This is a genomic window from Paraburkholderia sp. SG-MS1, assembly GCF_012275575.1.
GTDB lineage: Bacteria > Pseudomonadota > Gammaproteobacteria > Burkholderiales > Burkholderiaceae > Paraburkholderia.
The window spans coordinates 39,860-59,332 of the sequence record NZ_NPIH01000286.1; the positions used below are offsets into that span (position 1 = coordinate 39,860).

14 protein-coding genes are annotated in these 19,473 nt (G+C 58.7%); 4 read left to right on the forward strand and 10 right to left on the reverse strand.

Annotated elements, in window-relative coordinates:
* The first annotated feature begins 13 nt into the window (after positions 1-13).
* Together CIC12_RS31100 and CIC12_RS31105 are read left to right on the forward strand one after the other, a co-directional pair.
* Complete coding sequence (locus tag CIC12_RS31100; protein WP_168670127.1) at positions 14-1,087, forward strand: AI-2E family transporter; 1,074 nt, start codon at positions 14-16, stop codon at positions 1,085-1,087.
* A 367-nt stretch (positions 1,088-1,454) separates the two neighbouring features.
* Complete coding sequence (locus tag CIC12_RS31105) at positions 1,455-2,042, forward strand: hypothetical protein (protein ID WP_168670129.1); 588 nt, start codon at positions 1,455-1,457, stop codon at positions 2,040-2,042.
* Between the two features lie 70 nt (positions 2,043-2,112).
* On the opposite strand, the gene ggt is transcribed toward CIC12_RS31105, so the two are convergent.
* The 7 genes from ggt to CIC12_RS31140 form a co-directional block, all read right to left on the reverse strand.
* The gene (gene ggt / locus CIC12_RS31110) at positions 2,113-3,705 is read right to left on the reverse strand and encodes a gamma-glutamyltransferase (protein WP_168670131.1); all 1,593 of its coding nucleotides are present in this window, start codon (positions 3,703-3,705) and stop codon (positions 2,113-2,115) included.
* Between the two features lie 157 nt (positions 3,706-3,862).
* Entirely contained in the window at positions 3,863-4,675 is an 813-nt protein-coding gene (locus CIC12_RS31115; protein WP_342030594.1) for an amino acid ABC transporter ATP-binding protein, read from the reverse strand.
* Position 4,676: 1 nt separating this feature from the next.
* The gene (locus tag CIC12_RS31120; protein ID WP_168670133.1) at positions 4,677-5,444 is read right to left on the reverse strand and encodes an amino acid ABC transporter permease; all 768 of its coding nucleotides are present in this window, start codon (positions 5,442-5,444) and stop codon (positions 4,677-4,679) included.
* Positions 5,445-5,459: 15 nt separating this feature from the next.
* Positions 5,460-6,278, reverse strand: a complete 819-nt coding sequence (locus CIC12_RS31125) for an ABC transporter substrate-binding protein (protein WP_168670135.1) — start codon at positions 6,276-6,278, stop codon at positions 5,460-5,462.
* A gap of 84 nt (positions 6,279-6,362) precedes the next feature.
* Complete coding sequence (locus CIC12_RS31130; protein ID WP_168670137.1) at positions 6,363-7,031, reverse strand: GntR family transcriptional regulator; 669 nt, start codon at positions 7,029-7,031, stop codon at positions 6,363-6,365.
* 288 nt (positions 7,032-7,319) lie between these two features.
* Positions 7,320-8,561 (reverse strand): NAD(P)/FAD-dependent oxidoreductase, encoded by a 1,242-nt coding sequence (locus tag CIC12_RS31135; protein WP_168670139.1) that lies wholly within the window; start codon positions 8,559-8,561, stop codon positions 7,320-7,322.
* Between the two features lie 53 nt (positions 8,562-8,614).
* Positions 8,615-9,403, reverse strand: a complete 789-nt coding sequence (locus tag CIC12_RS31140; RefSeq protein ID WP_168670141.1) for an ABC transporter substrate-binding protein — start codon at positions 9,401-9,403, stop codon at positions 8,615-8,617.
* A 226-nt stretch (positions 9,404-9,629) separates the two neighbouring features.
* On the opposite strand from CIC12_RS31140, the gene CIC12_RS31145 reads away from it, so the two are divergent.
* Both CIC12_RS31145 and CIC12_RS31150 read left to right on the forward strand, forming a co-directional pair.
* Positions 9,630-10,607 (forward strand): ornithine cyclodeaminase family protein, encoded by a 978-nt coding sequence (locus CIC12_RS31145; RefSeq protein WP_168670143.1) that lies wholly within the window; start codon positions 9,630-9,632, stop codon positions 10,605-10,607.
* 78 nt (positions 10,608-10,685) lie between these two features.
* The gene (locus CIC12_RS31150; protein WP_168670145.1) at positions 10,686-11,330 is read left to right on the forward strand and encodes a helix-turn-helix transcriptional regulator; all 645 of its coding nucleotides are present in this window, start codon (positions 10,686-10,688) and stop codon (positions 11,328-11,330) included.
* A gap of 166 nt (positions 11,331-11,496) precedes the next feature.
* Here CIC12_RS31150 and CIC12_RS31155 read toward each other — a convergent pair whose 3' ends face one another.
* The 3 genes from CIC12_RS31155 to CIC12_RS31165 form a co-directional block, all read right to left on the reverse strand.
* Positions 11,497-13,305: an NAD(P)/FAD-dependent oxidoreductase gene (locus CIC12_RS31155; RefSeq protein ID WP_168670147.1), complete on the reverse strand. Its 1,809-nt coding sequence runs from the start codon at positions 13,303-13,305 to the stop codon at positions 11,497-11,499.
* 83 nt (positions 13,306-13,388) lie between these two features.
* Complete coding sequence (locus tag CIC12_RS31160; protein WP_168670149.1) at positions 13,389-14,549, reverse strand: sigma-54-dependent Fis family transcriptional regulator; 1,161 nt, start codon at positions 14,547-14,549, stop codon at positions 13,389-13,391.
* A 545-nt stretch (positions 14,550-15,094) separates the two neighbouring features.
* A complete protein-coding gene (locus CIC12_RS31165; protein WP_168670151.1) occupies positions 15,095-19,087 on the reverse strand; it encodes a glycosyltransferase in 3,993 nt (1,330 codons plus the stop codon).
* Between the last annotated feature and the right edge of the window lie 386 nt (positions 19,088-19,473).

The window sequence follows — 19,473 nt, forward strand, 5'->3', positions numbered from 1 at the left end:
GGAGCAGGGATAGATGAGCGACAGATTGCAGGCGTCCGTATGCGTTGTCGTACTGCTGTTGATTGTCGGCTGGGTGCTCTACATTGGGCGCGCCGTTTTCGTTCCTATCGTGCTCGGCATCATCGCAGTTTATGTGATCGTCGGTTTCACCCGATTGCTGGAGCGCATTCCTGTCGTCGGAGCGAGGATGCCGACGCAGTTGCGTTATGCGCTGTCCGTGTTCGTGATCGCGGCTGGAATATTTCTCGCTGTCGATATGCTCGTCGCGAACTACGACGGCCTCATCGCGCTGGCGCCGCGCTATCAGGAATCCGTTCTCGCGCTGATCCAGAAAGTCGCCGTACTGCTGCATGTGGAGACCGAGCCCACCTGGGATTCGTTGCGGCGCGACATGCTTGCCCAGTTCAACGTTCAGGCGCTCGTCACGAGCATGCTGGCTTCGCTGTCGTCGATGATCGTCAATATCTTTGTGGTGGTTCTGTACGCCAGCTTTCTGCTCATCGAGCAGCGGACGTTCAGCGAAAAGCTGACGAACATCGCCGCGAATTCGAACAATGCCGAGCGCATCAAAAGCGTCGTCACCGACATCAACAGGCGCATTGGCGCCTATCTCGCGTTGAAGACGCTGCTAGGCGTGGTGCTCGGCGGCATAAGCTGGGGTGCGATGCGCGGCGTCGGCCTCGAATTCGCCGGGCTGTGGGCCGTGCTGATTGCGCTGCTCAACTATGTGCCCTATATCGGCTCGGTGCTGAGCATCGTCTTTCCGACGCTCATGTCGGTGCTGCAGTTTGGCGAGGTCAATGAGGTGTTCATCGTGCTGGTGTCGCTGAGCGTGATTCAATTCGTGATCGGCAACATTCTCGACCCGTATTTGATGGGTAACTCGCTGAACCTGAGCCCGTTTGCGATTCTCGCCAGCATGGCGGTGTGGTCGGCGATCTGGGGTGTATCCGGCGCATTTCTCGCCGTGCCGATTACCGTCATCGTGATCATTATTTTCTCGGAGTTCGAGATGACGAGGCCGGTCGCGATCCTGCTGTCGAAGAACGGCAGGCTGACTTACGGTGGAAGTTCGCCGGCGGCCTGAGGCGCAAGCGGAGAATCCGTTTCCAGTTTCATCGGCCGGCAGGCAGGCGAACCATTGCCCGCTCCCACTATGTCGACTACGGAAAGCGCAGCCGCAGCCCCATAGCGTCCTATAGCGCAACCGATTGGTCAATAGAGAAGTGTGCTCTGTTGAACAATGGCAACTCCCGTCCGATACTCGGAACATCGTCCCCACGCTCACAAAATCATGGCAACGTGGACTCAGGGAGCAGACAGATTTGCTACCCTCCTTCCCCGGCTCGCGTGCGGGACCACGCAATGCGGGGGAATTCCACCGCCGTTGAAGCTTGCGGGAAAGACCCCCGAAAGGGCCGCCGAAGCACGCACGAGACTGAAGGAGCCCTGAAATGGCGCACGACGATCTGGCGGTACTCGTGGGCGTCGGGATTCTCGCGCTGGCTTGCCTGTTCGTATGCGGGTTGTATGTATACCGGAGCAGCGATACCTGCCGCAACCGCAAACGCCGATCCGAAACGCACGCAAGCGGCGTTCAGGCGAGCGGGTCGAACAGGGAATCGCTTTCGCACGAGGAGGCGATGATGGGCACGCAACTGAGCCATTGCTGCAAAACCTCACTCTATCGGGCCGTGTTCGGCCGCGGCCACGATGAGCGGATCGTATTCCTGATCGCCGGCAACCGCGACGACGCGCGAAAGCGCGCGACCATCGCGCTGGCCGCGATTCATGGCGTCGCGACCCACGAGGTGTCTCTCTGCAAGCTGGCCTCGTTCCGCGAGCTGATCGACATCGGCGTCAGCGAGGATGAAGATTTGCGCGTGTTCGAAATGGCCTGGAAGGGCGCAAATGTCAGTGCATGGGCCGAGCATCCGCTTTTCCTGACCGACGACTCGTCCTTGCTGGGCAAGTGGGCCGAGCTATACGCGGACCTTGCGCGGGAGCTGGCTACCAGCGCGATCGACCGGGCGCGAGGTTGACGAGCGTGTATGAAAGCCTTGGACATAGCGGCCACGTGCGCTTTCATTGCGCGTGGCCGCCGTCGATCGTTCAATAGCCCAGTGCGCAACCATCTTTACGATGATCCGACGCACCCGATAGCGTGCCATTTTCCCAATCGACCCAGATAGCCTGAGCGCCGCCGATGGGCGAATTCGGTCTGGCCAGCCTGAATCCGCGGCGCGTCAGTTCGGCGCGCACTGCCACAGGCATCGTTTCTTCAAACTCGACCGTATGGGTGCCCGGCCGTGGAAAAATGCGCGGCAATTGGATTGCCGACTGCATGTCCATACCGTAGTGCAGTACTTTGGACAGAAAGTGCGCATGGCCCATCGCCTGATAGTGGCCGCCCATGACGCCAAAGCTCATCTGCACGCGGCCGCCTTTGGTGACCATGCCTGGGATGATCGTATGCATTGGCCGTTTATGCGGCCCAATGGCATTGGGATGGCCTTTTTCCAAGGAGAAGCTCTGGCCGCGATTGTGCATGAGCACACCCGATTTCGGTGCCATCAGACCGCTGCCGAACGGGTGAAACAACGAGTTGATGAAGCTCGCGCAGTTACGGTCGCGATCGACCACGGTGATATACACGGTGTCCTTATGTTCCGCGGTAGCCAACGCGGGCAGGTCGGTCAATGCGCCGTTGAGATCGATCTGGTCGCGCAGCCGGTCGGCCAACTCGTCGGAAAGCAGCCAGTCGACATCGGGCTTTCCACCTTGAGGGTCGCCCAGAAAAGCGTCACGAACCGAATAGACCAGCCTCGTTGCTTCGATTTCGCGATGGATGCGATCGACGTCGAGCGGGTCGCCTTTGGCATCGAACTTCTGCAGGATCTTGAGCAGCATGAGTGCGATGATTCCCTGGCCGCTGGGAGGGCACTCGACAATCTCGTAGCCCTGAAACGTCGAGCGGATCGGCGTCACGTAATCGCCGTGGTAGTCCGCGAAATCGTCCAGCGTGTGAAGTCCGCCATGGCGTTGCAGATGGCCGACGATGTCGGCCGCGATGTCGCCGCGATAGAACGCATCGCGACCACCCTCGGCGATCGCGCGCAGCGTGTTCGCAAGAAGCGGCTGGCGATGAGTGGTGCCGGGCAGCGGTGCATTGCCGTCGACCAGCATCGCGGCGCGAGCGTTAGGGTCCCGGCCAAGCAGATGCGCTTCATTGCTCCAGTCCAGCGCGGTGCGCGGTGCGACGGCGTAACCCTGGTCGGCGTAGCGGATGGCGGGCGCCAGTACTTCGCCGAGCGCGCGGCGGCCATGGTCGCGATGCAGCGTCGTCCACGCGTGCACCGCGCCCGGTACCGTCACCGCGTGCGCCGAGTCTCGTTCGATTGCATTGACCCCGAGCTTCTGCAGCGCGTCGATCGACGCGGCCGCGGGCGCCCAACCGGCGCCGTTATACGCGACGATGTCGTCCGTGCCACCCTTGGAATACAGGGCGAAGCAGTCGCCTCCGACACCGGTCGAACCGGGCTCGACCACGCACTGAACCGCGCAAGCGGCGATCGCGGCGTCCATTGCATTGCCGCCGGCTTCGAGCGTGTTGATGGCGACTAGCGTCGCGAGCGGATGTGACGTCGCAGCCATGCCGTTGCGGGCGACCACCATTGAGCGGCCAGGGGCCTCGAAATTGCGCATGAAGAGTTTCTTGTCAGTGTAGGAAACGAGGCAAGCGCATCGCAGCCGTACCTCTGCGTCCGCTGCCGCGTTTCGTGGATTGGACCTTCAGGAATGGCCCGGTCTGCCGGGCTGCGCATCGGCGAGACCGGCGGCGCTTCATTGACCCTGTTGACCGCTAGGTCGGCTGAAGATTTTCAGCGGCCTCCAATGGTTTGAACATTCGGCGCAGAAAAGCCCTTGTACGCGGATGCTCGGGTGCGGTGAAGATCTGTTCCGGGGGCCCTTGCTCGATGAGTTCGCCTTGATCGAGCACGACCACACGGTTCGCCACTTCGCGTGCAAATTCCATTTCGTGCGTCACCACGATCATCGTCATGCCGTCGCGGGCCAGCTCCTTCATGACCTGCAGCACTTCGCCGACTGTCTCCGGGTCCAGCGCGCTGGTGGGCTCGTCGAAGAGCAGCACCTTGGGCTGCATTGCCAACGCGCGCGCGATGGCGACACGTTGCTGCTGTCCGCCGGACAATTGCGACGGATAGTGGCCGGCCCGATCCGCGAGACCGACGCGCGACAGCAGCTTGTTTGCCTGGGCGATGGCCTCGGCGCGCGGCATCTTCAGCACATGAATGGGTGCCTCGATGATGTTTTCGAGCGCGGTCATGTGAGGAAACAGATTGAAGCGCTGGAACACCATGCCGATATCGCGGCGCTTGCGGGCGATCTCGCGCCCGGAGTCGGGTGCCAGACTGCCGTCCGGACGCTCGACGTAGCCGAGCGTATGGCCGTTGACGCGCACGCGGCCGCTCTCGAACGTTTCGAGCAGATTGAGGCAGCGGATGAAAGTCGTCTTGCCGGACCCGGACGCGCCGATGAGTACGACCACCTCGCCCTTCGATACCTTCAGCGAAATGCCGTTGAGGATCTTGTTGGCGCCAAAGGACTTATGAATTTCCGACGCTTCGATGATCGCTTCATTGTGATGGTTCACGTCAGCGCCCCCGCAGCATTTTCATGGTTTGCAAACCGAACAGGCGACCGCTTGTGCTCGTGTGCTGTTCGCTGCGGCCGAAGTGGGATTCGAGCCAGCGCTGGAAGAAACCCCACACCGTCGTCAGCAACAGGAAATAGATCGCCAGCACGAGATACAACTCGAACACGCGGAAATTCACCGACGTAATCATCTGGGTGCTCAGCATGAGTTCCTGTACGCCGATCACGCTGACGAGCGTGGTGTTTTTCAGCATCACGTTGAATTCGTTGCCCATCGGCGGAATGATGACGCGCAGCGCCTGCGGCAAGACAACCCGTCTCATCAGCAGCGGGGTCGTCATGCCGAGCGAACGCGAAGCCTCGTACTGCCCGCGATCCACGGCGCTCAGTCCGGCCCGGATGATTTCGGCCATATAGGCGGCGGAGTTCATACCCAACGCGAGTATCGCGGCCTGAATGTTCGCCGGCAGCGTCAACGGACCGACCACGATGTCGTGAAAGCGGAAGATGTTGGCGGCCGCGAATGCCGTGTACAGGAAAACGATCTGCACGAGCAGGGGCGTGCCGCGAATCATCCAGATGTAGAAGCGCGCCACGCACTGCAACGGCACCTTCGACGACAACCGCATCAGTGCGACGCATAGTCCAAGGACCACGCCCAGCAAGACTGCCAGCACGCTGATCGCGCAGGTCAGCCACAGTCCATGGAGATACGTCGAACTCGGTGTCAACAGGAATTGACGAAAAATTTCCCAACTGAAATTCATGGCGTCATTCCACGTTTAGAAACGGTCGTTCTCGAGCTTCCACTTCTTTAGCAACTGCGTGTAGCGATCGCTGTGCACCAGGTCGGCGACAGCCTCTTTGACGGCGTTGCTCAACGGTTCGTCCTTGCGCGCGCCGATTCCGGTCGGGATGCGGTTGAAGGAGGGGACGGCTTCCTGGAACGTGTCGCCGGTGACGCTGCGAAAGTGCGCGGCGCTTTCCGCGGTCGTGCCGTAGGCATCGACCTGCTGCAGACGGAAGGCCTGGAACGCGTCGGCATCCTGGCCGAATACGACGATGTTCATCGGCGCTTTGCCGGCCGAGGTAAGCGTCGCGTTCTCCTTTTCGAGCAGGCTGCGAATGGTGGAGCCGTTGATCACCGCGACCTTCATGCCCGCGAGATCGGCGAGCGTCTTGATGTTCTTCGGGTTGCCGTGCGGCACCAGAATCGACTGACTCGAATACATATAGTCGATGATGTCGATGACTTCGCGACGCTCCGGTTTGTCGAAGAGCTGGCTGATGATCAGATCGCATTGATGCGCCTTGAGCGCCGGAATCATGCCGCTGAACGGCACGATGCGCCAGTCGATCTTCAGGTTGAGTGACTTCGCGACATCTTGCGCGACATCGACGGAGAACCCTTGGGGACGTTGCTGCAAATCGAACGAAGCCAGCGGCGGCGCGTCCATGCTCGAACAGTAGGTGAGGGTATGCTCCTGGAGAAGACCCAGCTGCCGGGTATCCGCTGCGGCGCTTGCGCCGGTATGCAGGGCAAGCACGAGTCCGGTGAAAAGGAATCCGAAGCGAAGGCGCTTGATGTGACGACCCGACATAGACGTGCTCCTATTTGTAATGACATGCAGCAACGACAGACGAAAGCCTGTGCTGAATATGAAATCGATGCGTAAAAAGAGGGCTCACGGATGAGGAGGCGGCGCAGGCGTGCTCTCCATGAAAGCGATCAGGCGCGACACGGTGGAAGACGCATGCTCATGCAGAACCTGTTCGGCCAGTACGGGATCGCGCGCGCGTAGCGCGTCGAGAATTTCTTGATGTGCGTCGCGCGCGCGGCGTCGTTTGGAGGTGATCTGTTCCATCCACAGCCGCATCGGCCCCTCGATCAAGGTGTAAAGCGATGCGATTTCGCGGATCAGACGCGGTCGGCCACTGATACCGCACACGTATTGGTGAAACGCGCAATGGCGCTGGACCCACAGTTCGGTGTTGTCGACGCAGGCGTCCATGTCGTCGAGCATGCGCTCGAGCGTCGCCAGATGCGCGTCGGTGCAGCGGGGAGCCGCAATGCGGATCGCGAGCCCCTCAAGCGCCGCGCGCATGTCGAAGATATCGCGAAGCTCGTCGACGTCGAGCCCTTTGACGATTGCCCCGCGATTCGGACGCAGAATGACGAGGCCCTCGCTATGCAAACGGCGCAATGCTTCGCGCACGGGCATCCGGCTCATCGACAATTCCGCGCCGATGCTCTCCGCGACGATGCGCTGCCCTGTCGTGTATCGGCCCTGGCAAATCGCGTCGAACAGATAGCGATACGCTTCTTCTTCTGCGGTCACTGCGGGAGTCGACATGGGATTCGATGAGTTGGATCAGCGCCTGGTGTGTCCTACCGTTGACGCAGTCTACATCGATTGGATTTTTGTATCCAATTTTTCAAAATAAATACGCAGAGGGTAAACCGCAATGCGGTGAGCAGTGGTGAGGCGTGCTCGGGAACCATGAGTGCCCTTGTCGGCGACCTCGCTCTTGCGCGTGTGCGGTTGTGCACAGGGCGACGGCTATGCCGTTCAAAGGTATGGCCGGGATGCTCAATCGGAAAGAGTTCGTCCATGCGGGCGAGTCTTCGCCGCTAGCCCTGTCTACCGGAACCGCTCGGGACGGAACGGGTGCACATCGATGAACGGCGCGGCGCCGGTCATCATCTCCGCCAGCAAACGTCCGCTCACGGGGCCGAGTGTCAAGCCGTGATGATTGTGTCCGAACGCGAACCACAGGCCTCGATGCCTGGGCGCGCGCCCGAGCACAGGCCGCATGTCGGGCGTGCAAGGACGTAGCCCGAGCCACGGCGCGTCGTCCAGACGCTCACCCAGGCCGAAGGCCGGTTTGGCGAGGCGTTCGGCGCGCTCTAGCTGAATCCCGGTGGGCGCAGCTTCACGCCGCGCAATTTCGACGCCGGTGGTGAGCCGCAAGCCGCCGCGCATCGGCGCAATCACGTAGCCTTCTTCGGTGTCGACCACGGGAACGGACAGGATCGTCTGCGTAGGACGATAGTGCATGTGATAGCCACGTTTCGCGCGCAACGGAATGCGATAGCCGAGTGGCGCGAACACCGTGTCCGACCACGGCCCGAGCGCGACCACCACTTCCTTCGCGCTGATTTCCTTGTCGTCGCTTTGAACGGTCCACGCGTCGCCCCGCGCACGCAGCGTGCTGGCGTCGCCGTTCAGCAGCGTCCCGCCGGCCTGTTCGAATAAACGCGCATAGCCTTTCGTCAGCGCGCCCGGATCGGAGATGCTCTTCGGGTCCTGCCAATGCAACGCCCCGCAAAATCCTGCGCCGATGCCCGGCTCGTTCGCGCGCAATGCGGCCGCATTGAGGGGCTGCACGCGCAGACCGTGTGCACGCACGGCGGCTTCGGCCACCTTCGTCTGATGGTCCAACTCGCTTTGCGTGCGAAATGCTTCGATCCAACCGCCGTCGTGCGCGAGTCGTCCAAGACCCGCGCGCGCGATCAGCGCATCGTGTTCGGCGACGCTGGCCCGGATCAACGGCAACATGTCGCGCGCCGCCATCGCCAGCCGCTCGGGTGACGACTCCCACCAGAAGCGGCCAAGCCATGCGGCGAATGCGGGAAGCGCGCGGTAGTCCCAGTAAAGGTCGGTCGATTGATTGCGCGCGTAGCGCAGCAATGTGCCCAGACGGCGCGGAAAGCCGTACGGCACGATCGACGAACTCTCGATCAGCCCAGCGTTGCCGAAACTGGTTTCCTCACCGGGCCCGCGCCGATCGAGCAGCGCGACGCGGCGTCCGCGATCCTGCAGATGCAGGGCGGACGACACCCCGACGATGCCGGCACCCAATACGATTACATCGAAATCCATAGCCTGGCTCTGTTCCCCGCGCCGGTTCGCGCGGAAGGCGCTTATTTCACGAGTTATTTCGCAATGATGTCGCGCTTGAAATACTTCACCGACAGATTGCTCAGCGTGCCGTCTTTCTTCAGCGCGTCGAGCGCGGCGTTGACTTTGCTCTCCAGCGCCTTGTCGCCTTTGCGCAGCCCGAAGCCAGTGCCTTCGCCGAGTGTCGCCGGGTCTTTCAGCGGCTCGCCGACGATCATATAGTCACGCCCGGCCGGTTTGTCGAGAAATCCGTCCTGAGCGGTCTGCGCTTCCTGCACCGCGGCGTCGAGGCGACCCGCCGTGAGATCGCTATACACCTGGTCCTGGTCCTGATACGACACGATCGACACGCCCGCATTCGCCCAGTGCTGCTTCAGGAAGTCCTCCTGCGACGACCCTTGCAGGACGCCCACGCGCTTGCCCTGCAAGCTCTTGACGTTGGGCAGCAACGGCGAGCCGTGCTTGACCACCATCACGATGGGCACGACGTAGATCGGCGGCGTGAAATCGATGCTTTGCTTGCGTTTCGCGGTGATGTTCATCGCGGAATTGATGACGTCGAACTTGCGCGCCTGTAGCGCCGGAATCAGACCGTCGAACGAGTTCTCCACCCACACGCACTTCACGCCCATCTTCGCGCAGACCGCATTGCCGACATCGACGTCGAAGCCCTGCAACTGGCCAGTCGGCGATTTGCTCTCGAACGGCGGATACGCTGCCTCGATGCCGAAACGCAAAGTGCCGGCGGTTTCGGCGTTGGCTGCGCCGGCCACGCTGACCAGGGCGGCAGCAAGGCAAACGGAAAGCGAGAGCTTGAGAATCATGATGGGTCCAGGCGTAGTTGAGATCGCTAGAAAGGGGCCGAATGGAACAGCATGAGCTTGCCGCGGAGCCATCGCATGGACGCTGCCTTGTCGCTGTTCTGGAACATGAGTCTATTCTGGACAGCAATAATTGCAAGGAATTTCAAAAAAAATAATCCAAACTGGACTTTAAATTTAGAATCGAGCCCATGCCGGACCTCTGGCACCGACCCTGGAGAGCAGACACATGAACCACAGCGAAACGACAACCCCGCTCATCGTCCAGGAGGAGGCGGTGCGCAACGCGCTGCCCGAACTGGACGTGCGCCGCGCCTTGACCGAGATGTTTCGCGCACTGCACGTCGAGCAGGCAGTGCAGCCGCCGCAAAGCCTCACGCTGTTTCCCGCGAACGCGGGCGATTTCATCACCTACCTTGGCGCGATGGCCGACGCGAAGGTATTCGGCGCGAAGATGTCGCCGTACATCGTCACGGGCGCGAAGCCGATCATCACCGCATGGACCGCGCTGATGTCGATGGAAACCGGCCAACCGTTGATGTGGTGCGATGCCGGTCTGCTGACGACTGAGCGCACGGCAGGCGCCACTGCGCTCGCAGTCGAGCATCTCGCGGCGCCTCACGCCCGCCGGCTGGCTATCGTTGGCGCCGGCGCGGTGGGACAAGCGCATCTGCGCCACATCGCGCCGCTGCGTCCGTGGGATTCGATCCACGTCTTCTCACCGAATCTGCAGGGCAACGCGGCACAGCGTGCCGGCGTCACCTCGCTGGACCCGCGCGTGAGTGTCAGCGCGACGCTCGCAGATTGCGTCCGCGACGCCGACGTGGTGGCCTTGAGCACCTCGTCGGGCACGCCGGTGCTGGCCGAAGGCATGCTGACGAAACCGGCGCTGGTCACGTCGATCAGCACCAACGTCGCCAACGCCCATGAGATTCCGCCTGCGTGGTTGCCACAGATGGACGTGTATTGCGACTACCGCCGCACGACGCCCGCGAGTGCCGGTGAAATGAAGCTGGCGGCCGAATGGCACGGATGGTCGCCGCAGAACATCGTAGGTGACTTGCCCGAGCTGGCGAGCGGCAAAGCGGCTAAGCCGTCGTACGAGCGGCACGCGTTCTTCCGCTCGATCGGACTCGGACTGGAAGATGTGGCGATCGCGTACGAGCTGTTTCGATATCTGAGCACGCGGCACCCCATGGCAAAATAGTACGGACCAATAGGGGCGACGGCGTGCCGGGCGGCACCATGCCCGGCACCCCGCGCCCCAGGAATCTCCCCGACCTTCATGCGAAAGACAAAATCCAACCCGGCTCGCCGACAGTTGCTCGAACGCTATAGCCGCGTCGCCGACGGTATCGCGCTACTGTTTTTTCCCTACGTCGAAGTCGTCATTCACGACCTTCACAGCCAGACCATTGCGTACATCGCCAACAATCTGTCAAAGCGGGAGTTGGGTGACGACTCGGCGCTGGAAGAGATCGACCACGTCGCGCAGCCCGGCACGATTGGTCCGTACGAGAAGATCAATTGGGACGGCCGGCGCATGCGTTGCGTCAGCACGGTGTTGCTCGACGACGAAGGCGTCGCTTCGGGCGTGATGTGCGTGAACTACAACATCGCCGTGTTCGAAGAGGTGAAGCATGTGATCGACCTCGTGATTTCGGGCGTCGGCGTGGTGAAGCAGCCGGAAGAATTGTTCAAGGACGACTGGCAGGAACGGATCAACACGTTCCTCCATGGCTGGCTTCAGGAGCGCCAGTTGGCGCTCAATTCGCTGACACGCGATCATCGGCGCGAACTCGTCGCCGCGCTGTGGGAGGAGGGCGCATTCAAGGGGAAGAGCGCGGCGAACTACGTCGCAAACGTCCTGGGGATGGGACGCGCGACCGTCTATCAGCACATCAGGGATTTGCGCGACGCGGCGCAGTAGCGTCGGCCTGTTCCTCCGGTACCGGTTCATGGCTCGGGCGATGAGGCGGCGATTGGGCGCGGCGGCGCTGCGTTCGGCAACGTACCGCTGCACCCAATACTTTCCACCCTTGGCTATGTCACGGTTGCGGCGGCCATCTTAAGGCCGCACCCCGCGATCCGAGTCATTACGACAGGTGATGAACCTCCTGCAATCCGAACACCGGCGTCGCGATACCTTCCATCCGGGCCTTCAGTTGCAGTGACAGGTACTGCGAGTAGTGGCGCGACTGATGCAGATTGCCACCATGGAACCAGAGCGCCGTCTGCTGCGTCGGTTTCCACATGTTGCGCTGCTCGCCTTCCCATGGCCCCGGGTCTTTGGTCGTATTCGAACCGAGTCCCCACACCTTGCCCACCTTGTCGGCGACTTCGCGCGAGATCAGGTCGGCGGCCCAGCCGTTCATCGAGCCATAGCCCGTTGCGTACACGACCACGTCCGCTTCGAGTTCGCTGCCGTCGCCAAGCAGCACCGAGTGTTCCTTCAACTCCACCACGTCGACGCCGCTTTTCAGTTTGATCTGGCCATTGGCCACCAGATCCGACGCACCGACATCGATGTAATATCCCGAGCCGCGCCGCAGATACTTCATGAATAGTCCGGAATCGTCATCGCCGAAATCGAGCATGAAGCCGCTCTTTTCCAGCCGGTCGTAGAATTCGGCATCGCGTTCCCTGATCGCGTTGAACACCGGGATCTGGAATTCGTGGAGTATCGCGTACGGAATCGAGGCGAAGGTCAGATCGGCTTTCGGCGTCGTCATGCCGGCCGCCACCGCGCGCTCCGAATACAGATCGCCCAGCGCCAGTTCCATGAGCGAATCCGACTTGACGATGTGGGTGGACGAACGCTGCACCATCGTCACGTCCACGCCCGCTTCCCACAGCGCGGCGCAAATGTCGTGCGCCGAATTGTTCGCGCCGATCACGACGACTTTCTTGCCGCGATACCCGTCCGGCCCGGGATGTCTGGACGAATGATGCTGTTCGCCCTTGAACACGTCCATGCCCTTGAAGTTCGGCACGTTCGGCTTGCCCGACATGCCGGTGGCGAGCACGAGTTGTCTGGGCCGCAACGTGATGGCCCGGCCGTCGCGCTCGACCTCCACGATCCATTCGCCTTTGGCTTCGTCGTAACGGGCGGACTTGCAGGTGGTCGACCCCCAGTAGTTCAACTCCATCACCTTCGTGTACATCTCGAGCCAGTCGCCGATCTTGTCCTTCGGCGTGAAGACCGGCCAGTTGTCGGGGAAGGGCAGATACGGCATATGGTCGTACCAGACCGGATCATGCAGGCAGAGCGTTTTGTAGCGCTTACGCCAGGCGTCGCCGGGTCTTTCGTTCTTATCGACGATGATGGTCGGCACGCCGAGCTGCCGCAGTCTCGCCCCCAGCCCAATGCCGCCCTGGCCGCCGCCGACGATCAAACAGTAAGGCTGCGACGAGTGGCCGAGCGCGTCGAGCTCGGCCTCGCGATTTTCCTTCCAGCTGGTGCGCTCGGGGCGCGCGCCGTGCTCGGCGCCCATCGGCCGCTTCGGTCCTTTGGGTTCTTCGTGGCCTTTGAGCTCGGCCATCGTCGTAAGGAGAGTCCAGATCCGGCCGTCCTTCAGACGAATGAAGCCGCTGCCGCGCGCCACTTCGGTTTCGAACGTGATCCAGCCCTGGGTCACGCCATTCGCATCGGTTTGCGGCTCGGGCTCACCTTCGGCGAGCTTTAGCTTCGACGGTTTGATCGCGCCGAGTTGCGCATCCAGCATCGCGGCGATCTGCTCGCGGCCTTCCATGGTCTTGATGTTCCAGGTGAACGCGACGAGATCGCGCCAATAGCAATTGGGTTGGAACAGTTCGACGGCCGCTGCCGTATCACCGCGTTTCAGCGCGGCTTCGAGTGATTCCAGAACACTGGAGATGGGCCGGTTGGCATTGTTTTCAGACATGGTTGCTCCTCCATACAATACGGATATCTAACTTCGATGGACATGCGGGTTCTGCGCCCGCTAAGGAAATCGATGCGGGGTTGCTAACACTTGTGTGGCGGCAGGATGCCGAGCTTGGCAATGCGCCGGTACAGCGTCGCGCGCGACATGCCCAGCGCTTGCGCGGCTTGCTCCGTGCGCCACTTCGCCTCGCCCATGGCCGCGACGATGCGGCTGCGTTCGAGCGCGTCGCTTTCGGACATCGTTGCAGCCGGTGCAGGTGTGGCCTGTGATGCGGCAGCGCCAGTCGGCGGTGGTGCCGGCCGCTTCGGCATACGTGCGACGGGCGGCGGCCGCACACGCGCATACAGTGTCGAACCGGTGTCGTTCAATCTGAGCGAGACGAGGCCGCGGCTCGCCTTGGCTTCGAACAGACGCTCCGCCGGGACATCGAAAAGCTCGCTGACGTGGCGCGGCAACCGCTTGAGGGCCGGTACGCATTCGCGCGCGCGGCGGTTCGCGGCGGTCGCGTTGCCGCACGCGTCGATCGCGATCAGGATTTCCGGCTGGGCCTCGACGTAGTGGCGATTGCGGTGCGCGAGCAGCACCCAGCAATCGGTCGCCGCGTTGAGGAAGTACGCGTCCTCGATCAACAGCGCGCTTTGCCGCACGATGTGATTGACGAGCCGCTGGCTCTCGCGCTCATCGGGCGAGCGCACCGCCGACGCGTCCAGCACGCCGAGCAACTCGCCGTGCAAGCCGAAGATTGGCGATGCGCTGCAAGTCAGCGTGGTGAACGCCGCGCGAAAGTGATCCGTTCTGTGAACGGTGATGGGTTCCGCGTCGAGCAGCACGGAGGCGACGCCGCACGTGCCTTCTTCGCTCTCCGACCAGCACGAGCCGAGATAGAGGCCCGCGCGCTTGAAGTCGTGACGACGATCGCGATCGACACGGTAGTCGATGGTCACGCCTTGCGCGTCGGTGAGCATCACGCAGTAGTCGGCTTCGCGCACCATTTCATGCAGCCGTGACAGACACTGGCCCGAGGCCCGCAGAAAGTTTTCTTCGCGATGCTGCACGTCGCGCAATTCGGGAACCGTCAGAACGCGCGGACCGGCAATTGCGCCGGGATCGAGATGGTATCGCTCGAGCGAGCGCCGGTACGACGACGCGAGCCGTTTGCCGTCGACGCCGGGCCGCACCGTCCGCCCTTCGATGATGTTGCAGACGCGGTCGATATGCTGGGTCGACGGAACATACGGCATCGCGAACCTCCGGGCGAATTCAGCGCGAGCAGGGTGCAGGAGGCATTGTGCGCCACTTGTGACGCCGTATGTCTGCTGCTGAAACGTATAGGACGTTTTTTAGCACGCGTGCTACGGGAGATCACACTGCAGTGCACCATGGCGGTGTGTGAGATTTTTTTCTCAACGATTCGCCCACGCCGTGCCTTTGAATCGGACGGGTTGTGAGCCACCCGTGCCATAGCCGTGTTGAGCGAAATGGCGAGGCTAAGGCAAACCCGACGTCGAAACGAACCCGCGATGCGAGACGTCTCTGCTTGTTGCCACTGCGACACTTCAGAACGGCTGGCCGCAGTGGCAGGAACGAACTGATCCGCCAACGCGACACGTTGATCGCAGGAAGGGTAAGACTGCGGCGCGAGCAATCTGACCCGTCCCCTTCTGGCGATGCCACATGCTGCGCGCACATAGCCCAGTCCAGCTAGCACCGGAATGGACACCACTCGACCTTGATTGACGTATATCTGACTTTATGCGCTGCAGTAGTTTGAGCACACCACGCTGCCCTATCGGGTATGAGACATGGACTGTTCTGACCCAATAGCCACCGGAAATTTTTTATAGAACGGTAAATAATAGTTTAGCGCCTTGCGGCGTTCCGCGATATATACAGGTGGCGGCTCGTTCCAGAAGTAGGTATTCGCTGTCTGCCTGCCCAGATCATAATAATCAGGCCGTTCTTTTTTCAAAATATCATTGAATAGCGAGGGACCTGTTACTTCAAAAATCTTCTTCTGGTAGGAATAATATTTTTTGTCGGAATCTGCATCGCCTCGTACATAAAAAGGGCGATCAACCAGAGACGATTTATTTTCCTTAAATCGAACATTCATTTCGTTTATTATATCTTTCAATACCTGATTGTCAGGCTGACTTGCAAAATTACTGGTGTTATAACCTGAAAATCCGGTTCCTCTATGGTCCACGCCGAAATTTAACAATATGTCATCCGGTACTGCTTTCAGATTGACATGGCTGACGTTTTTAGTAATGGCGTCATCTGTGTCGAGATAAATTCCACCGTATTTATTTATTAACGAATAGCGTAAAGAGTCTGTCGCGGCTGACAGATTTATGCTGTGGTCTGAGCAAAAGAATGTATAAATTTCTCCGGATGGACTACTTTTGAAATCGCTAAAAAATTGTTCTTCATTAAGATTGCGTACTTCGATTCGAGAATCGCTGTTTTTAAATTTATCACTAATTTTACGAAAGATGTTATTGTTTCTCGCATCAACATGGACTATGGATTTATATCCCTGGCTTCTTGTAGAATTTTTGATAATATTCGCGGCCAAATGGTCAGGAATTTCATTTCCCACCCAGATATAGTGAATCTCTTTTGGGATGGGCGTGGCGTCAGCGGGAATTGCCGGAATGCCATACAGGTTGATAGTTTTGAACTTTGTTGCGGCGGGCAATATGCCGTCTTGTGCGGCAGAAAATTCTTCTTTAGTCAGGGACTCCCATTGATCCTGGTCTGTTCGCAAAAAATATTTGTTATTTTCTAACACGCCATTTTTGTTAAATTTTCGCCAGGTCTGTGCATCCAGGTCATATGAGATCTGCACCGTACTCCCTCCCTTTTCATTGGCATAAAAATATCCCTGTTGCTCGACTACATCATCCATGGGAATCTTCGCATCAATTTCGCGGAGTGGAGTTCTGTTTCCGGCCGTTCCCGCGGGTACGGGTTGCCTGGAAAAATGAAAAAGATGATTCGAGTCATTAATGGGTAAGTTAGGCGGTTCAACGTCACGTGCAGGCTGATTGGATAAATGAGGAGGCTCGGCCGGTTTATGAAGTTTTGGTGGCTTGGTCAACTTGATATCGCCCGCAGGTCGAGTGCTTAAATGAACATTGGCCGGTCTATTAAGCCTTTGTAATTTAGTCAGTTCGATATCGCCCGCCGGGTACCCGTGTTCGCCATTGAGTCGTCGCAGTGGGATGAGCTCTTCCTGATTTTTAAGGATATTATTAACCCTGCTTTTGCTCAACTTATAAAAACCGACGGCTTCGTCGACACTGATCCCCGGCTTGAGGAGGCTCGGCTTGCCGAGGCCAAGACTCGCCCCCTCGATGCCGAGGCCTAGCAGTCCGAGCACCCCGGTCATAAGGGCTTCGTTGCGGTAGGCATCCGCCTGGTCCGGCCGATCAGCCTGGTGTGCCTGTGCCACGCTGATCGTCGCAGAAGTACCGTCAAGGGCCAGCGGGGTCAGCACGCGGGCCCAGGCACCCCCAGTAGAGCCGCCTGGAATGAAAGGCGCGAGTAGCGCGATGCGTCCCAGAAGCATCTTGGTCCCTTCCAGGACCGTTTCCGTGAGCCGTTCGCCGGGCGTAAATACGAAATAGTTGATGTCCGATAACAACCGCGTCTTCTCACTATCAACCATGTGGCTGAGCAGCGCATCCAGATTTTTCGGAGAGCTGAAGGTAATCGGCCAGTGCTTGGGCGGATCTGCAATCAAGTTCTTATATCTTGAACTGGGCGCCGTTCCATATTTGAATGCTTCATTTTTATTTTCATATTTTTGCGCCTCATACAAGGGAATTTTGCCGAGAACCCAGTCTCTGAATTCCTGGGTTTTTGGAAGAACGGGGCGACTTTCAATTATGGCACCCAGCCCATGTCCAACTTGCACCTTTGCAGCTGGCATCTCAAAAAATTTGGGGTCGTTAACGCTGAATAAAACTCCGCTATTGCCATGTGGTATGAAAAATACGCCATTCAGACTGACGCCATGAAAGGACACTTCTTTGGCATCAACCTTTCCTTCGATAAAATCAGTCACAGCCTGCTTTAAGTATGGTGCTATTTCAGGACTAGCCAGATACTCAAGACAGCGTAACCGCATCGTATCCGTGTAGTACTTTTTCAGTCCATCGATGTGCACAGGATCTGCAAAGTAACCAGAAAGTTCATTGCCCATCTTTTCCTGAAGATCTTCCTTTTTCAGAAAATCAACCAGGTCATTATTATCATATTTCGTGATTGCAAATTTTCCGATTCCATATATTTGATGCAGATCACGAATATATTGTCCAGTGACGATATCGATTACGGAGTAGCGGCGGTAAATTGGAGGCTCCGGTCGCATGGATACACCGCTCAGTGCGGGGCCAGTATGCAGCGGCAGGCGGACAGTGACAGTGATTTTGCTGTCCGCAGTCATTCCGGTCTTATTCCCCGTCAATTTTTCGTACGAGCGAATCTTGTCATTCGTATAATTTATCACGAAAGACGGTAAATTGAGGATTGGCTCATTCAGATTTTTGATATTCTGCAGTTCTTTTTTGCCAGTTTCAAGAAGCTCCGGATCATCGACCTTTGGAAGGTTTTCCCCACGTTTGCGACTGGCATCAATATGACCAGAGCCGCCAGGCAATTTGTCACCGACAAGTCTGACTGAGTACCAGAGCTGTCTTGCCAAATTATCAAAGGCCGTGCGGTAGTCACCTTTATTCACGGCGCCGAGGATCGATTGCCAGTGGAAAGAGCTCGGAGGCAGTCTTTCACGCCCGTCTGGTGTCCGAGATTTGTTGTCAGCAGATTTGTCCAGCCATGAGGCTGTTTCTTGGAGAGTTATATCATTGCCCTCATCGCCGGTACTGTCCAAGCGGGGGTGATCAACCTCTCGCATAAGCTTTCTGAAGTATGTAAGAACCTCGTCAGAAATAACGATGGTCCTGTTTTTAGTGTCATACCGGAAGACTGCTTTCAGACCGCCATGCATAGGTTCTCGGGCATATTTTTTCAGCCTATTTATAAAAATGTCGTCCGGCCACGTTTTCGATTTCCCAATGTCAACCGCATTGGGAAGATCTGATTCGCCTACCCTTGGAAGATTTTTCCCAATATGGTGAATCGAATTGATATGAACAGAACGGTCAGGCGATATATCACTGACAAGTTTGACGTAATGTCCGATTTCTTTCGCCAAAAAATTCAACGCCGCGCGATAGTCGCGTTGATTCACACCCTCCAGGATTCGGTCCCAGCGGAGATATTTCGCTGGTAGTCTTCTAGTTCCGTCTGATGTCCGTGATTGATTGTCAGAGGATTGGCGCATCCTGTCGGACAGTTCCAGGAGGTTGGATTCGTCGGTGTCACCATCGGCCGCCGCCATGAGACGTTTGTAGTAGTCCTGGAGCTCTTCGGAAATAAAAATCGGCTCGTTTCTATCGTCCGGCTGCCAGACTGTCTTCAGGCCGCCATGCATAGGTTCTTTGAAATATCTTTCCAGTGCATTGGTAAGATCGTCGTTGGGCACTTTTCTCGATTCTCCCGTTTCGGGCGCCGCCTTTTTTTTTGTGGAACGACTGTTTGTGTTGGCATTTTTTGCCTGAATCGACGGGGGTGAACCCTTAGGCCGGGACGCCACACCAGCATGCGACGTATAGCCTGCGAACGATTCTGCCGGATGTTCTGCCGAGTCACCGCTGCGTGCAGCATCGATGAAGTTGTGCAGATTAACCGGTACTAGTTTCATTGAGCTCATGAGAGTTTCCTTTTGGCTTCAATACCGACTCTAACGGGTTCTGCCGGTCTGCCTTTTGCGGCACGGGAAGATTCGTTTCCAGCAATCCCTTGTCACGCCGGGCCTCGGCTAATTCTGCCGGTCTACTACGTACCGGCTACCAGGTGAGCGTCACACCATGCCCAAGCGACAATTCCAATTTCCCACGGGCCAAGATGAAAGCGGTGGTATCGGCGCACTGCGCAACTGATCACTGCTACCTGTTGCGGCCTGATTGCATCCGCGACAATTGGCGAAGTGTGGCGACCTTGATTTGGTCTACGATTGCGGGCCGGTGCGCCCGGCCAGTTGCAAGGAAATGTGAGCCGGCCAGCGCTTGCGAAGTGAGCCGGGCCAGCTTCGAACGC

What these genes read in the sequence shown, in the direction of transcription:
- CIC12_RS31140 (WP_168670141.1), bottom strand. Translation starts at nt 9,403, where the DNA reads ATGATTCTCAAGCTCTCGCTTTCCGTTTGCCTTGCTGCCGCCCTGGTC.
- CIC12_RS31100 (WP_168670127.1), top strand. Translation starts at nt 14, where the DNA reads ATGAGCGACAGATTGCAGGCGTCCGTATGCGTTGTCGTACTGCTGTTG.
- CIC12_RS31150 (WP_168670145.1), top strand. Translation starts at nt 10,686, where the DNA reads ATGCGAAAGACAAAATCCAACCCGGCTCGCCGACAGTTGCTCGAACGC.
- CIC12_RS31120 (WP_168670133.1), bottom strand. Translation starts at nt 5,444, where the DNA reads ATGAATTTCAGTTGGGAAATTTTTCGTCAATTCCTGTTGACACCGAGT.
- CIC12_RS31105 (WP_168670129.1), top strand. Translation starts at nt 1,455, where the DNA reads ATGGCGCACGACGATCTGGCGGTACTCGTGGGCGTCGGGATTCTCGCG.
- CIC12_RS31160 (WP_168670149.1), bottom strand. Translation starts at nt 14,549, where the DNA reads ATGCCGTATGTTCCGTCGACCCAGCATATCGACCGCGTCTGCAACATC.
- ggt (WP_168670131.1), bottom strand. Translation starts at nt 3,705, where the DNA reads ATGCGCAATTTCGAGGCCCCTGGCCGCTCAATGGTGGTCGCCCGCAAC.
- CIC12_RS31125 (WP_168670135.1), bottom strand. Translation starts at nt 6,278, where the DNA reads ATGTCGGGTCGTCACATCAAGCGCCTTCGCTTCGGATTCCTTTTCACC.
- CIC12_RS31130 (WP_168670137.1), bottom strand. Translation starts at nt 7,031, where the DNA reads ATGTCGACTCCCGCAGTGACCGCAGAAGAAGAAGCGTATCGCTATCTG.
- CIC12_RS31155 (WP_168670147.1), bottom strand. Translation starts at nt 13,305, where the DNA reads ATGTCTGAAAACAATGCCAACCGGCCCATCTCCAGTGTTCTGGAATCA.
- CIC12_RS31135 (WP_168670139.1), bottom strand. Translation starts at nt 8,561, where the DNA reads ATGGATTTCGATGTAATCGTATTGGGTGCCGGCATCGTCGGGGTGTCG.
- CIC12_RS31165 (WP_168670151.1), bottom strand. Translation starts at nt 19,087, where the DNA reads ATGAGCTCAATGAAACTAGTACCGGTTAATCTGCACAACTTCATCGAT.
- CIC12_RS31145 (WP_168670143.1), top strand. Translation starts at nt 9,630, where the DNA reads ATGAACCACAGCGAAACGACAACCCCGCTCATCGTCCAGGAGGAGGCG.